At 66.8% G+C, this 13,454-nt stretch carries 14 protein-coding genes; 4 read left to right on the top strand and 10 right to left on the bottom strand.

Annotated features, from left to right (window positions below; translation table 11 throughout):
- Positions 1-5: 5 nt before the first annotated feature.
- The 4 genes from M3G14_RS10885 to dapE all read right to left on the bottom strand — a co-directional run bounded on the left by M3G14_RS10885 (position 6) and on the right by dapE (position 3,583).
- Positions 6-761 (bottom strand): glucosyl-3-phosphoglycerate synthase, encoded by a 756-nt coding sequence (locus tag M3G14_RS10885; protein ID WP_259926553.1) that lies wholly within the window; start codon positions 759-761, stop codon positions 6-8.
- Entirely contained in the window at positions 758-1,609 is an 852-nt protein-coding gene (gene folP, locus M3G14_RS10880) for a dihydropteroate synthase (RefSeq protein ID WP_259926552.1), read from the bottom strand. Before folP ends, M3G14_RS10885 begins: the two co-directional genes overlap by 4 nt.
- On the bottom strand, positions 1,596-2,414 hold the full coding sequence (locus M3G14_RS10875) for a TIGR00730 family Rossman fold protein (RefSeq protein WP_259926551.1): 819 nt from the start codon (positions 2,412-2,414) through the stop codon (positions 1,596-1,598). The genes folP and M3G14_RS10875 overlap by 14 nt, the downstream gene beginning before the upstream one ends.
- Positions 2,415-2,479: 65 nt before the next feature.
- Positions 2,480-3,583: a succinyl-diaminopimelate desuccinylase gene (gene dapE, locus M3G14_RS10870; RefSeq protein ID WP_396122254.1), complete on the bottom strand. Its 1,104-nt coding sequence runs from the start codon at positions 3,581-3,583 to the stop codon at positions 2,480-2,482.
- Positions 3,584-3,615: 32 nt separating this feature from the next.
- Between dapE and M3G14_RS10865 the strand changes: the two genes are divergently transcribed.
- The 4 genes from M3G14_RS10865 (at position 3,616) to dapD (ending at position 8,432) form a co-directional block, all read left to right on the top strand.
- Positions 3,616-4,560: a succinyltransferase gene (locus M3G14_RS10865; RefSeq protein WP_259926549.1), complete on the top strand. Its 945-nt coding sequence runs from the start codon at positions 3,616-3,618 to the stop codon at positions 4,558-4,560.
- 73 nt (positions 4,561-4,633) lie between these two features.
- On the top strand, positions 4,634-6,076 hold the full coding sequence (locus M3G14_RS10860) for an amino acid permease (protein WP_259926548.1): 1,443 nt from the start codon (positions 4,634-4,636) through the stop codon (positions 6,074-6,076).
- Complete coding sequence (locus tag M3G14_RS10855) at positions 6,073-7,461, top strand: amino acid permease (RefSeq protein ID WP_259926547.1); 1,389 nt, start codon at positions 6,073-6,075, stop codon at positions 7,459-7,461. The genes M3G14_RS10860 and M3G14_RS10855 overlap by 4 nt, the downstream gene beginning before the upstream one ends.
- A gap of 5 nt (positions 7,462-7,466) precedes the next feature.
- Positions 7,467-8,432, top strand: coding sequence for a 2,3,4,5-tetrahydropyridine-2,6-dicarboxylate N-succinyltransferase (gene dapD, locus M3G14_RS10850; RefSeq protein ID WP_259926546.1), 966 nt, complete (start codon positions 7,467-7,469; stop codon positions 8,430-8,432).
- Positions 8,433-8,459: 27 nt separating this feature from the next.
- Here dapD and M3G14_RS10845 read toward each other — a convergent pair whose 3' ends face one another.
- From M3G14_RS10845 to M3G14_RS10820, 6 genes are all read right to left on the bottom strand, one after another.
- A complete protein-coding gene (locus tag M3G14_RS10845; RefSeq protein WP_259926545.1) occupies positions 8,460-9,026 on the bottom strand; it encodes a GtrA family protein in 567 nt (188 codons plus the stop codon).
- Positions 9,027-9,096: 70 nt separating this feature from the next.
- A complete protein-coding gene (gene dapC, locus M3G14_RS10840; RefSeq protein WP_259926544.1) occupies positions 9,097-10,200 on the bottom strand; it encodes a succinyldiaminopimelate transaminase in 1,104 nt (367 codons plus the stop codon).
- Between the two features lie 5 nt (positions 10,201-10,205).
- A complete protein-coding gene (fdxA, locus tag M3G14_RS10835; RefSeq protein ID WP_259926543.1) occupies positions 10,206-10,529 on the bottom strand; it encodes a ferredoxin in 324 nt (107 codons plus the stop codon).
- 13 nt (positions 10,530-10,542) lie between these two features.
- Positions 10,543-10,923: a hypothetical protein gene (locus tag M3G14_RS10830; RefSeq protein WP_311201373.1), complete on the bottom strand. Its 381-nt coding sequence runs from the start codon at positions 10,921-10,923 to the stop codon at positions 10,543-10,545.
- Positions 10,920-11,804 (bottom strand): N-acetyl-1-D-myo-inositol-2-amino-2-deoxy-alpha-D-glucopyranoside deacetylase, encoded by an 885-nt coding sequence (gene mshB, locus M3G14_RS10825; protein WP_259926542.1) that lies wholly within the window; start codon positions 11,802-11,804, stop codon positions 10,920-10,922. Before mshB ends, M3G14_RS10830 begins: the two co-directional genes overlap by 4 nt.
- Positions 11,805-11,818: 14 nt before the next feature.
- On the bottom strand, positions 11,819-13,447 hold the full coding sequence (locus tag M3G14_RS10820) for an ABC transporter family substrate-binding protein (RefSeq protein WP_259926541.1): 1,629 nt from the start codon (positions 13,445-13,447) through the stop codon (positions 11,819-11,821).
- Positions 13,448-13,454: the final 7 nt, after the last annotated feature.

Here is a 13,454-nt window from a genome sequence, read left to right as displayed (position 1 = left end):
GGCCGTTATTCTATCGTCTCGTTCCACGCTTGCCGCTGTGGCACCTCCGAATTGCCCACCCCGGCGCGCTGCAGGATCGTCGCCGCGACGACCTCCGCCATGGGGGCCAGCTGTGCCAGCGGCCGGTTGCGGTGTCGGCGCGCACTTAAGTGGGCTTCGCTGATTGACGTCGGCCCGTGGAGGGATGCGACGTCGATAAGCAAGCCCACCTCGACGCCGTACCCTGCGACAAAAGGCACACCGAGTGCCGTGGAGCGGCGAATCGCGTACTCGCCGGCCAGCGGTTGGGAGATGTGGTTCAGCTGCGGGAAGAGCATGCGTAGCAGGGGTTTTGCGGTGAGCTCGGTGACGCGGCCGCCGCCCGGTCCCCCGTTGAGTTCGCGTCGATAGGCGGCTTTGATCAGGTGGATGTTGGGGTCGGCAAAAGGCGCGGCGAGCGCGTCGACCCACTCGGGCTGCACTGAGGTAACGTCCGCGTCGATAAAGACCACGACATCGCCGCGGGCGGCGCGCACCCCGCGCCACAGCGCCTCGCCTTTGCCCGGGCGGGTAGGCTGCGAGCTGACCTCGCGCCAGTTGCACACCCGCGCTCCGGCTGCGGCGGCGTGTTTCGCGGTGGCATCGGTGGAGTCCGAATCGATGACGAGTACCTCGCCGGCCTGGGACACGCACCTGCTGCGCAGGCAGGCCTCGACGACGCCGCCCACGGTGGCTTCCTCGTTGAGCGCAGGGATGACCACGCTGACTTTGAGTGCGCTCACGCAAGCCCCCGCACCGTGGCAAGCGGCGGAACCGTGCCTTCGATGGCCGCGGTCATGCGCAGTACATCGACGGTCTCCGCCACGTTGTGGACGCGAAACGCCGCCACTCCGCGCGCCGCTGCCCACGCGGTTGCGGCCAGGGTGCCCGCGACCCGCTGCGCGGGCTCGGCGCGGCCGACGGTCTCGCCCACGAAGTCCTTGTTCGACAGCGCCATGAGCACCGGCCAGCCGGTCGCCACGAGCTCATCGATGCGGCGCAGGATTTCCAGGCCGTGGAAGGTGTTTTTCCCAAAGTCGTGGGTGGGATCGATAAAGACACGCGAGGCCGGCACCCCGCAGTCCACGGCGCGCTCGGCCAACCCGGTGGTTTCCCGGATCACGTCGGCGACGACGTCATCAAAATGCACGCGGTGCGGGCGGGTGCGCGGCACGACACCGCCGGTGTGCGAGCACACGTAGCCCACGCCGTGGGCACCCGCGACCTGAACCAACTCGGGATCCCACCCGGCCCACGTGTCGTTGATCAGGTCTGCGCCGGCTTGAATCGCGGCTTCGGCCACGCTCGCGCGCCAGGTGTCCACGCTGATGGAGACGTCCGCGTGCCTGGCCCGCACCTCGGCGATCAGCGGGACGACGCGGTCGATTTCTTCCTGCGCGTCGACGTCGTCGCCGGGGCCCGCCTTCACTCCGCCGACATCCACGATGCTCGCTCCCGCTGCGATCACGGCGTCCGCCCGCTCGGCCGCCTTCTCAATGGCGAAGGTCGCGCCCTTGTCGTAGAAAGAATCAGGCGTGCGGTTGACTATCGCCATCACCTGGGCGAGAGAGGCGGAACTACTGCTGGGCATGCGGGTCCTGCGCTGGGTGCTGCGCGCCGAGGCGCTCGTCCGTCATGACCTTGTGCTTCTCCACAATGTGCGCAACCGCTTCTTCCACTGAGTCGGTGACCAGGAACAGTTTTTCGTCGCCAGGCGAGATCAGCCCGCGCGCAAGCTGCTGGTCCACGATCCACTCCACCAGCCCGGACCAGAACTCGGTGCCAATGAGCACGATCGGGAAGTTGGTGACCTTGCCCGTCTGCACCATGCACAGCACCTCGAAGACTTCGTCCATCGTGCCGAAGCCGCCGGGCAGCGCGATGAAGGCCTGCGAGTACTTCAAAAACATGGTCTTGCGCGCGAAGAAGTAGCGGAAGTTCAGTCCCAGGTCCACCCAGTCGTTCAGACCTTGTTCAAAGGGCAGCTCGATGCCCAAGCCCACGGAGACCCCGTCGGCGTTGTGTGCGCCGCGGTTCGGCCCCTCCATCAGGCCGGGCCCACCGCCGGTAATCACGGCGTAGCCGGCCTCCGCCAGCGCCTTGCCCACCTCGTAGGACTGCTGGTACTCGGGGGTGTCCTCGCCAAGCCGGGCTGAGCCAAAGACGGTCACTGCCTTCGGCAGCTCGCTCAGCGCGTCGAAGCCGGCGACAAATTCGGACTGGATCCGCATGACCCGCCACGGGTCCGCGTGCTTCCAATCGTGGTCAGTGGAACCGAGCGACTCCAGCAGGCGCCGGTCGTGGGTGGAGGCCTGCTGCGCGTCGTCGCTGCGCAGCATCATGGGGCCGCGCAGCTTGCGGTTGCGGTCTGGGCGTGGAGTAGTCAACGGTGCCATGTCAGTGCTGTGCCTTCTCGGTGTTCGTGCTTGCTTACTTCAAGGTGTGTGTCGACGCCTACGAGTCAGTCCGCGACAGCAAGGTAGTCCATCAGCTGCGCGGCCACCTCGCGGATCTGGCCGACCGGGCACTGCTCATCCTTCTTGTGCGCGTACCCGGGGTCGCCGGGGCCGAAGTTCACGGCCGGAACACCCAGGTTAGAGAACCTGGACACATCCGTCCATCCGAATTTCGCGCGGAAATTCCCGCCGACAGCCTTGACCAGGTTGGCAGCGACAGGGTCGTCGAGGCCCGGCAGGGCACCCGGCGCGACATCGTCGTACGTCAGCGTGAGCCCCTCCTCCAGCGAGAGCGCTTCCTCCAGGTGCGCCTTCGCATCCTTGACAGAGCGGTCGGGCGCGTAGCGGAAGTTGATCACCAGCCGCGCTGCATCAGGAATGGTGTTGGTGGCCACGAAGCCTTCCATCCCCACCACGTTGAGGCCCTCCCGGTACTCGCAGCCCGCGATCGTGACGCTGCGCGGCGAGTAGGCGGCAACGCGGCCAAGCACACCGGCCAGGTCGTGGGCGGCGTTGTGACCTAGCCAGGAGCGGGCGGAGTGCGCGCGCGTGCCATGCGCGTCGACAAAGACACGGATGGTGCCCTGGCAGCCCGCCTCGATGATGCCGCCGGAGGGCTCCCCGAGCAGCGCGATATCGCCGGCGAGCAGCTCCGGGTGGTCGCGTTCCAAGTGGTAGAGGCCGTTGTATTCCTGGGCGACTTCCTCGCCCTCGTAGGCAATCAGCGTGAGATCGAAGGCTGCCGGGCCCTCCGCGCCCTGGCTGGCCAGGCGCGCAAACGCGCCGAGGTAGCAGGCCATGCCGCTTTTCATGTCCACCGCCCCGCAGCCGAAGAGCGTCTCGCCTTCCATATGGTGCGGCGTGTTCTCCGCCAGCGGCACGGTGTCGATGTGACCGGCGAGCACGACGCGCTGCTCGCGCCCGAAGTGTGTGCGCGCCACCACGGTGTGGCCGAAGCGCTGGACCTCGACTCCCTCAAGCTCGTTGAGCGCTGCCTCGACGGCGTCGGCGATGTCCCCCTCGTGGTGCGAGGGCGACTCGATGTCGATGAGTGCGGCGGTGAGTTCTACTGGGTCTGCGAAAAGGTTGAGCGTAGTCACACCGTTCATACTACGGGCGCGGCTGCCTTAAGATGGGCTGTATGCCCATTGGAGCCGAAGCAACCGGAATCGCCAACATCGCCATGGATGGCACGGTCTTGGATACCTGGTACCCAAACCCCGCGCTTATCGACGTCGCCTCGCCGGACCCCGCCCCCACCGCCCGCAGCGAACGCGTCGGGGCGCATAAGCTTTCCGACCGCTTCTTAAACTTGGTCGGCCTCGACCGCGACCGCCTCGTCGAGCAGGTGCCCATCCACACCTACATCCCGGACCTCGCCCAACCGCCGGCAGACGCCCACGACGTCTACCTGCGTCTGCACCTGCTCTCCCACCGCCTGGTCAAGCCGCTCGAAATCAACATGGACCACTGCCTCGAACACCTCGTGCCCGTGGTGTGGACGAATAAGGGGCCGTGCTTAAGCGACAACTTCGAGTTCGTGCGCACGAACCTGCGCTCCCGCGGCACGATCCACGTCTGGGGCATCGAGCGCCTGCCGCGCATGGTGGATTACGTCGTTCCCTCCGGGGTGTCCATCGCCCAGGCAGAGCGCGTACGGCTGGGCGCCTACCTCGCGCCGGGCACGTCAGTGCTGCGCGAGGGCTACGTCTCCTACAACGCCGGCACGCTCGGACCCGCCCGAATTGAGGGCCGGTTGTCCTCGGCGGTGGTGGTCGACGAAGGCTCGGATATCGCTGTCTCGGCCGTGCTCATGGCCGCGCATTCGAGCGATCGGGACCGGGTGCCAATGCGGGTGGGCAAGCACTGCACGCTGCATCCTTCTTCCGGCCTCTTCGGCGTGGAATTGGGCGACAACTGCACCGTCGGCGTCAACGTCATGTTGGAAAGCGAGTCCGTGGTCTATGACGCGCGGGTCGACCGCGAGATCCCGGCCCGCGAGATTTCCGGCCAGAGCAATCTCTCCATCCGCCGCGAGGCGTTTTCCAATTGCCCCGTCGTGCGCGAACACCACGGCGTGGATTAGCATTCATTCTCCGAACTAGGGTGACGTAGGCCTCATTCGCACCACGTGGAAGGCAACGGTTTAGAGTAAGACCATGTCTTCACAGGATTCCCAGGGGGCAGTGCCGGTCATCGCGCCGACTTCGGCCTCCGTCTCGCTCAAGCGGGGCCTCAAAACCCGCCACCTGACCATGATGGGGCTCGGCTCCGCCATCGGCGCCGGGCTCTTCCTCGGCACCGGCGTGGGCATTGCCGCCGCCGGCCCCGCCGTCATCATCGCCTACGTCATCGCGGGCGCGATCACCGTGTGCATCATGCAGATGCTGGCCGAGATGGTCGCCGCCCGCCCCTCCTCGGGCACCTTCTCCACCTACGCGGAGCAGGCCTTCGGCCCCTGGGCGGGTTTTGCCATCGGCTGGCTCTATTGGTTCATGATGATCATGATCATGGCGGTAGAGATCACCGGCGCCTCCGCCATCATTGCGGCCTGGTTTGGCATCTCCCCGTGGATCCCCGCGCTGGTGGCCATTGTGGCCTTTACCGCGATCAACTTCGCCGCGGTGAAAAACTTCGGCGAATTCGAGTTCTGGTTTGCGCTGATTAAGGTCGCCGTGATCGTCGCCTTCCTCATCCTCGGCGTCGCACTGTGGCTGGGTCTTTTGCCCGGCACGAGCTTCGTCGGCACCAGCAATATCGCCGAGATCGGCTTCATGCCGAATGGCTGGGGCGGAGTAGCCACCGCGATGCTCGCCGTCGCCTTCGCCTTCGGCGGGATCGAGCTGGTCACCATCGCCGCCGCCGAATCCGAAGATCCCGAGGTCGCCGTGCACGCGGCGATCCGCTCAATCATCTGGCGCATCGGCATCTTCTACATCGGCTCTGTCCTACTCATCGTCATGCTGCTGCCCTTCGGCCAGATCGGGGGCGCGGATGATGCCTCCGAGTCTCCGTTTACCGCCGTGCTGCACTTGGCAAACATCCCGGGTGCCGTCGGCATCATGGAGGCCGTCATCGTGGTGGCGCTGCTGTCCGCGTGCAACACGCAGATCTACGGTTCCTCGCGCTTTCTGCACAACCTGGCGCTGCGCGGCGACGCCCCGCAGACCTTCGCCTCGACCGATTCGCGCGGTGTGCCGATGCGCGCCGTCATCGTCTCCGTCTTCTTCGGCTTCGTGGCTGTGGCCCTGCAGTATTGGAACCCGCCGGGGTTGCTCGCCTTCCTGCTCAACGCGGTGGGCGGCTGCCTGATCGTCATCTGGTTCGCCATCAGCTTCTCCTTCTTGCGCCTACACCCGCGCCTGGTGGCCTCCGGCGAGCTCACGCACGTGCGCATGTGGGCGCCCGGCGTGCTGCCGTGGGCAACCATCGCGCTCGCTGCTGCGCTCGTCGTGCTCATGCTCACCACCCCTGATGGGCGCACGCAGCTGATCGCCGTCGCCGTCGTCGTGGGCATCGCCGTCATCGCCGGCGTGCTGTGGACCCGCACTGAGTCCTTCAAAACCAACGCCGCTAAAGCCGCCGAAAGGAACATCCGATGAGCACCGCCTCCGCTGATTCCGAGCTCGGTACAGGGCTGAAATCCCGACACCTGACCCTGATGGGCCTGGGCATGGCGGTCGGTGCCGGCCTCTTCCTCGGCGTGGGCGAAGGCATCCGCGCCGCGGGACCTGCCATCCTGGTCGCCTACTTCATCGCCGGGCTGATTGTCATCGCCGTGATGCGCATGCTCGGCGAGATGGCCGCGACCCGCCCCTCGTCTGGCTCCTTTGCCACCTATGGGCGCCAGGCCTTCGGCCACTGGGCTGGCTTCTTGTTGGGCTGGCTCTATTGGTTCTTGCTCATCATGGTCGGCGGCGCGGAGATTACCGGTGCCGCCGCCATCATGGCCGGCTGGTTCGACATCCCGCAGTGGATTCCGGCGCTGGTGGCGGTCGTCTTCTTCGCCGTCGTCAACCTGGCGCAGGTCAAAGGCTTCGGCGAGTTTGAATACTGGTTCGCCATGATCAAGATCGTGGTGATCATTGGCTTTTTGGTCATCGGCGCCGCGCTGTTCTTCGGTCTCTTGCCCGGCCAGGAGTTCGTCGGACTGACCCACGTGAAGGAGTCCGGCTTCGCCCCCAACGGCATCCCCGGTATCGCCGCCGGGCTGCTCGCCGTCGCCTTCGCCTTCGGAGGCATCGAGGTCGTGACCATCGCCGCCGCCGAGTCGGAGAACCCGGCCCAGGCGGTAAAGAATGCGGTCAACTCGATCATCTGGCGCATCGCCCTGTTCTATGTCGGCTCCGTCGTCGTGATCATCCTTCTGCTCCCCTACGCGCAGATCGACGCCGCAGACTCCGCGGCAGACTCCCCGTTCACCCAGGTGCTCGAAATGGCGAACCTGCCCGGCGTCGTCGGCTTCATGGAAGTCGTCATCGTGCTCGCGCTCCTGTCCGCGTTCAACGCCCAGATTTTCGGCACCTCGCGCCTGGCCTACCAGCAGGCGCTCGAGGGCGATGCGCCTCGGTGGCTCGCCACAACCAACGCCAACGGCGTGCCGACCAACTCCGTACTCGTCTCCATGTTCTTCGCATTTGTTGCCGTGGGCTTGCAGTGGTGGAACCCGCCGGGGCTGCTCAGCTTCCTCATGAACGCCGTTGGCGGCTGCCTGATCGTCACCTGGATCATGATCACGCTGAGCTACATCCGCCTGCGCCCGGAGATGCGCGCGGGCGAGGGCCACTCTGCCGTCGAGGTCCAGGGCGGGATGTTCGTGCCCTGGGCCACCCTCGCCGCGCTGCTCGCGCTCGTGGGGCTCATGCTTATCGACGCCTCCGCCCGCGGCCAGATCCTCGCCGTCCTTATCGTTTCCGCAGCGCTTGTTGTCGCGTCCCTCTTCACGCGGGGCAAGGCACCAGTGACCGCGCAGAATGATCTAAGCTAGCAGGCATGACTTCAGCGATTGCACGTGGAATTGCCACGGTGACTCATGACGGCACTGTCCTCGACGTCTGGTACCCCGCCCCGAAGCTGGGCGAGGCTGTCTCTGCAAGCGGCACGACCCGCTTGGAAGAGGCCGACGCCCGCTTCGCCCACCTCGTCGGCCCCGACGAGGAACGCGGCGTCGCACGTATCCCGGTAGAGACTGCGATCGCTGACATCAACGAGCCAGCCATCGACGCCTACGACGTCTACCTGCGCCTCCACCTGCTCTCCCACCGCCTGGTCAAGCCGCACGGCGCGAACATGGACGGCGTCTTCGGCCTGCTAGCCAACGTGGTGTGGACCAACTACGGGCCCTGCGAAGTCTCCGACTTCCAGATGACGCGCGGCCGCCTCGCCGCCCGCGGCCCGGTGATCGTCTACTCCGTGGACAAGTTCCCCCGCATGGTCGATTACGTCGTCCCCTCCGGTGTGCGCATCGGCGACGCGGACCGCATCCGTCTCGGCGCCCACCTCGCCGAGGGCACCACCGTGATGCACGAGGGCTTTGTGAACTTCAACGCCGGCACGCTGGGTGCCTCCATGGTCGAAGGCCGCATCTCCGCCGGTGTGACCGTGGGCGACGGCACTGACATCGGCGGCGGTGCCTCCATCATGGGCACCCTGTCGGGCGGCGGCAAGGAGACCATCACCCTGGGCGAGCGCTGCCTGCTCGGCGCGAACGCGGGTATTGGCATCTCGCTTGGCGACGACTGCATTGTCGAAGCCGGCCTCTACGTCACCGCCGGTGCGAAGGTGGTGCTCACCGCCGAGGTCGCTGAGGCGCTCGGCAAGGAAGCCGGCACCGAGATCAAGGCGCTCGAGCTCTCCGGCGCAAACGGCCTGCAGTTCCGCCGCAACTCCACCTCCGGCGCGATCGAGGTCGTGGCAGCGAAGGGCATCGAGCTCAACGAAGCCCTGCATGCCAACTAGCCGCCTCCGCTTCACTCGCCCCGCATACTAGTGCGGGGCTTTTTCTATGACCGTGGAGTGCTTCGGCTTCCCAAACGCCCAGAACTTGTTGATGATGAAGTTCACCGGCGTCGCAATCAGCGTGGAAATCCCCTGCGCCCAGTAGGACTTGGTGCGGAGGCCCGTCGAGTCGTCCAACAGGTGATCCGGCAGCGCGATCGGCGAAGTCGGATTCATAAACAGCGTCATAAACGTCAACGAGACAGCAAAGGCGATGCCGCCGGTTGCTAAGAAGGGGAAGAAACCAGCGAACCAGTTGCGCTGCTCGAGTTTGCGGAAGGTCCAGGAGCGGTTGAGCTGGTAGTTCCAGATGTTCGCAACGACAAAGGCCAGCGTGGACAGTACGTGGTACCAGCGCACGTTGAAGCGCGTCCCCGGGATCTGTACGAGCGCATCGGCCTCGTGGAGGTTCCAGCCCGCCTCCAAGGACTTCTTAGCCAGGTAGAACACGAGCAGGTTGACCACCACGCCGGAGCCGCCGACCACGCCGAATTTAATGAATTCGCGCAGTCCGGTGGCCAGCCGCGCCACGGGGCCTGGGTCCGAGTCGCGCACGCACGCCTCCTTCTTGGAAAAACTAACCTGCCCAGTCTAGTACGCGGTCAGGCGTGGAAGGAAAACGCTTTTAGGCCTTCAGGCGTGTGGCGGCTGCATCGATGCGTGCATCCGTCGCGGTCAGCCCGATGCGCACGTGCCCAGCCCCCGCCGGGCCGTAGAAGTCGCCCGGTGCCGCCAGGATGCCGCGCTCAGCGAGCCAGTCCAGTGTTTCGCGCGCACCCATCCCCTCGCGGCGCGACCACAGGTACAGGCCTGCCTCGGAGTGATCGACGGCAAAGCCGCTCGCAAGCAGCGCCTCAAGCAGCTTCGCGCGGCGGGCGGCATAGGCGGTGGCCTGGAGTTGCTCGTGTGCGTCGTCGACAAGCGCGGCGCGCATCGCGTGCTGGACGGGCCCTGGCACCATGAGCCCGGAGTGCTTGCGCACGAAGAGCAGCTCTTGGACCAGTTCCGTGTCGCCGGCGATCCAGCCGGCGCGGTAGGAGGCGAGGTTCGAGGTCTTCGACAGCGAGTGCAGCGCCAGCAGGTTGGTCATGTCCTCGCCGCAGACGCGCGGGTCGAGGATGCTTACGGGCTCAGCCGACCACGGCAGGCCGAGGTAGCACTCGTCGGAGGCGATGATCGCGCCGGTCTCGCGGGAAAACTCGACCCACTCGCGCATCTCCTCGACGCTCAAGACCTTGCCCGAGGGGTTCGACGGCGAGTTGATAAACACAAGCGCCGCGCCCTCGACGGGCGCGTCGGAGCGCACCGGCTCCGCGCCCGCGAGCAGCGCGCCGACCTCGTAGGTGGGGTACGCAAGCTCCGGGATGACCACCTTTTGGCCGGCCAGCCCGAGCAGTGTGGGCAGCCAGGCGATGGCTTCTTTCGTGCCGATGACCGGCAGCACCGAGCGCGTATCGAGCCCGGTGACCGCAAAACGCCGCGCCATCGCCGCCACGACTGCCTCACGCAACTCCGGCGTGCCCACGGTCTGCGGGTAGCCGGGCTCGGCGGCGTGCTCGACGAGCGCGAGCTGGATCGACGGGGCGACCTCGTCGACGGGGGTGCCGACAGACAAGTCAATGATGCCGTCTGGGTGCGCGGCCGCCTTAGCTTTCACATCCGCGATGGTGTCCCACGGAAACTCCGGCAGCCGCGTTCCGAGGGGCTGGCGCTGTCGCTGTGTAGGCATAGGGCCTAGTCCTGGTTCTGCGGCGGCAGCGCCTCGACAAACGGGTGGTCGTAGCCGGTCGGGCCCGTCTTCGTCGCGCCGCCCGGGGAACCGAGCTTGTCAAAGAAGCCGACGTTGGCGTCGTAGTACTCGGACCACTCGTCCGGGGTGTCGTCCTCGTAGAAGATGGCCTCGACGGGGCAAGCCGGCTCGCAGGCGCCGCAGTCGACGCACTCGTCCGGGTGGATGTAGAGCATGCGCTTGCCTTCGTAGATGCAGTCGACGGGGCATTCCTCGACGCAGCTGCGATCCAGCACGTCCACGCATGGTTGAGCAATCACGTAAGTCATGAGCTCCAGTATGTCACTTCGCCCGAAACATAGGCCAAACGCCACCCATTATTCCCGCGAACAGCAGGAGCAATGTCAGAATATTATCGGGCACCAGCTTCGGGCCAACCGCGGGAACCACGAACATGAGGGCGAAGAAACCAAGCGTCCACACGGCGAGCGGCAGGAGTGTCACCCGCAGGCTGCCGCGCGACCACAGCCGCGCAGTCTTCGTCAGCACCAGGTTGAAGGCGAACGCGAACAGGATGCTCAGCGGCATCGGCACGCTTCCTACGTAGGCGCCAACATAGACCACCTCGAGCACCAGCGAGACCAGCGCGCCGATGCCAAGCCACACCATGGCACCAACGACCTCGCCGCGGGTGAAGGTATCGCGCACGACCGGCTCGCTCACCGCGGGATCCCTCCGAACAGGCCGTCCGACGGGTCGTCGAGAGGCACGCCAGCGCCAAGCTGGAAGTGCTCGAAGGGCTGGATCGGCTGCACGATGAGGTTCGACAGCGCGTAGTAGACCACGGGTCCGGAGGCGAAGGCCGCGTGCGGGTTGGTGATACTCGTGCGCCCGTCGGCGATCCACAGCTGCGTGGCGTGCGCACGCATCGCCGCGACCTTGGCACTGTAGGCGTGCTCGGACAGCCGGACCGCGATATCCGAGTGCTCCACGCCGTCAAGCTCGCCGTCTTCCGGCAGCCGCCAGCCTTCCGGCGCGACCTTCGGCAGCAGCGCCGCGGTCTCTTCCGCCAGTCGCACTGACCACAGGATGCGCGGCACGCCGACGCGCTCGGCCGCCGCATGCGCAATTTCGTGCGCCCGGATGTGGTCAGGGTGGCCGTAGCCTCCGTCAGGGCCATAGGTCAGCACCAGGTGCGGGCGCTGCGCTTCCATCAGCGCCGCAAGCTTTTCGACGCTCCCCTGCCCTCCTCGCACAAACGCCCGCGGGTGCTCGTGCGCCGCCGAGCCAGCCATCCCGCTATCGCGGTAGCAGCCCGCCCCGCCGAGAAACGCCCCGCGCACCCCGATCGCCGCTAAAGAATCGGCAAGTTCGCGGATGCGAAAGCCCCCGAGCTGATCGGCGTGGTCGACGGTGAGCTGCTGGTACGTCTCGCCAATGACCTCACCCTCCTCGCCGAGCGTGCAGGTCACCACCAACACGTCGGCGCCGCGAGCGACAAGGTCTGCCAGCGACCCGCCCATCGTGATCGCCTCGTCGTCCGGGTGGGCGTGCACCGCCATCACGCGGTACCCCGCCAGGTCACGGTTGTGTGTATCCAACATTGCGAAAGCTCCTTCTATTCAGCCGCGTCCGGGTCCGCGGCGTGTGGTCCCACGAGTCTCCACGAGGCGGCGCCCGAGAGTCCTTGCGTCCATCGTTGCAGATCCGGCGACGGCCCTTGAAGCGCGGCCCCTAAGGCCTGGATGCGCGTCTCGTGCACAATTGGTACCCACAACACCTCGCGGGCCTCCATCTCGGCCACGCGCGCACGCGCAGCGTCCAGCCCAACGGTACCCGCGAGGATCCGGCCAGCCAGCTCCTGGTTTTCCTGCGTACATAGCCCGGAAATGTTCTCGTCGCGCGCGCCATCCGCCGGACACGTGAGCCTTCCCGCCAGCTGCGTTGCCGTGCCAGCGTCAACGCGCCACCCCACGAGCACATCGATGTTGCCCTCCGGCAAACTCCGCGACAACAGCGAATCTGTATCCGTGGTCACCACGTTGGCGCGGACGCCGCGCTGCTGCAGGAGATCGGCCAGCGAACGGGCGGCCGCCGCGGCTTGCGGGTCGGAGGCATCCGCGCCGATGCGCAGCGGGCGATGAGACGCCACATACTGCTGCAGCGCTACCGGCTCACCCGCGAGCTGTGGGGTCTCGGGCGCTAGGGCCAGGTCGGTGGAGCGGCCGGTGCCGATGGCGGCGAGCAGGGGGACGTCGATAAGCATGCGCAGCTCCTCGCGCATCGCGTGAGTCAGCCCGGAGGTGGCCGAGACGTGCACGCCGAGGGTGCGCGGGCCCGTGACCAGGCGTGTCTGCGTCGACGGGAGGAGGGCAAGGACGCGCGAGGAGGTTTCTTGCGGTGCCTTGTCGACGAACCCGAGCTGGCCCGCGCGCAGCTGGTCCGCAACCTGGGTTGTGGTGCGCACCGTCTGCAGCGTCACGATGTCGATGTTCGCCGGCGCGTGGCCCCAGAACCGGTCGTTGCGGTGCAGCGTGACCGTGCCGCGGCCGCGGTCTACCTCGCGCACCATGTAGCGGCCGGCAGAGGCGGGAATGGTGTCGTGGAGCGCGGCGCGGAAATCTGTCGCGTCCGGGGCGAGCAGGTGCGAGGGCAGCAGGTGAGAAAACAGGGTCTGCCAGGAGCGCACCGGCTGCGCAAAGTCCACGTCGACGACCTTGCCGCCGGTGCCTGAGACACGCACGCCCACCACCGCGTCGTAGCCCGCCGCGTCGATTGCGCCCGCGGTCTGCGTCATGCCGCGCCACAGGTAGACGAAGTCGGAGCCCGTAATCGGGGTCCCGTCGGACCACTGCGCCTCGGGGGCGATGACGTAGCGCACCGTCATGGCATAGCGGGAAGAGGGCAGCCGCGTCGCCGCCTTGAGCAGCTCGTCGTTGCGCTCCCCGCCTAAAAAGGCGCTCGGCAACACCAGGTCGGCGATGCTGCGCACCATCGCCGATTCATCCGCCTGCAGGTGCGGGTTGAGCCCGCCTCGCAGCCCGTCCGTGCCGACGGTGACCTGCGATCGCTCGGGCGACTGCGTCGAGCGCTGGCGCGGCTGGTCCTGCTCGGCGTCCTCGTTGTGTTCCTGAGCAGGGGCCTCCGCCGGGTCGACGAGCGGCGGCGGGCCGGGATTGGCCGCGCAGCCCGCGAGCAGTGCCGCGGCGGAAAGCGCTGCGGCACGCGCAGCAAATCGACCCTGCACGCAAAAC

The sequence above is a fragment of the Corynebacterium sp. p3-SID1056 genome, from assembly GCF_025152525.1.
Lineage (GTDB): Bacteria > Actinomycetota > Actinomycetes > Mycobacteriales > Mycobacteriaceae > Corynebacterium.
This window is presented reverse-complemented; position numbering and strand designations above follow the sequence as displayed.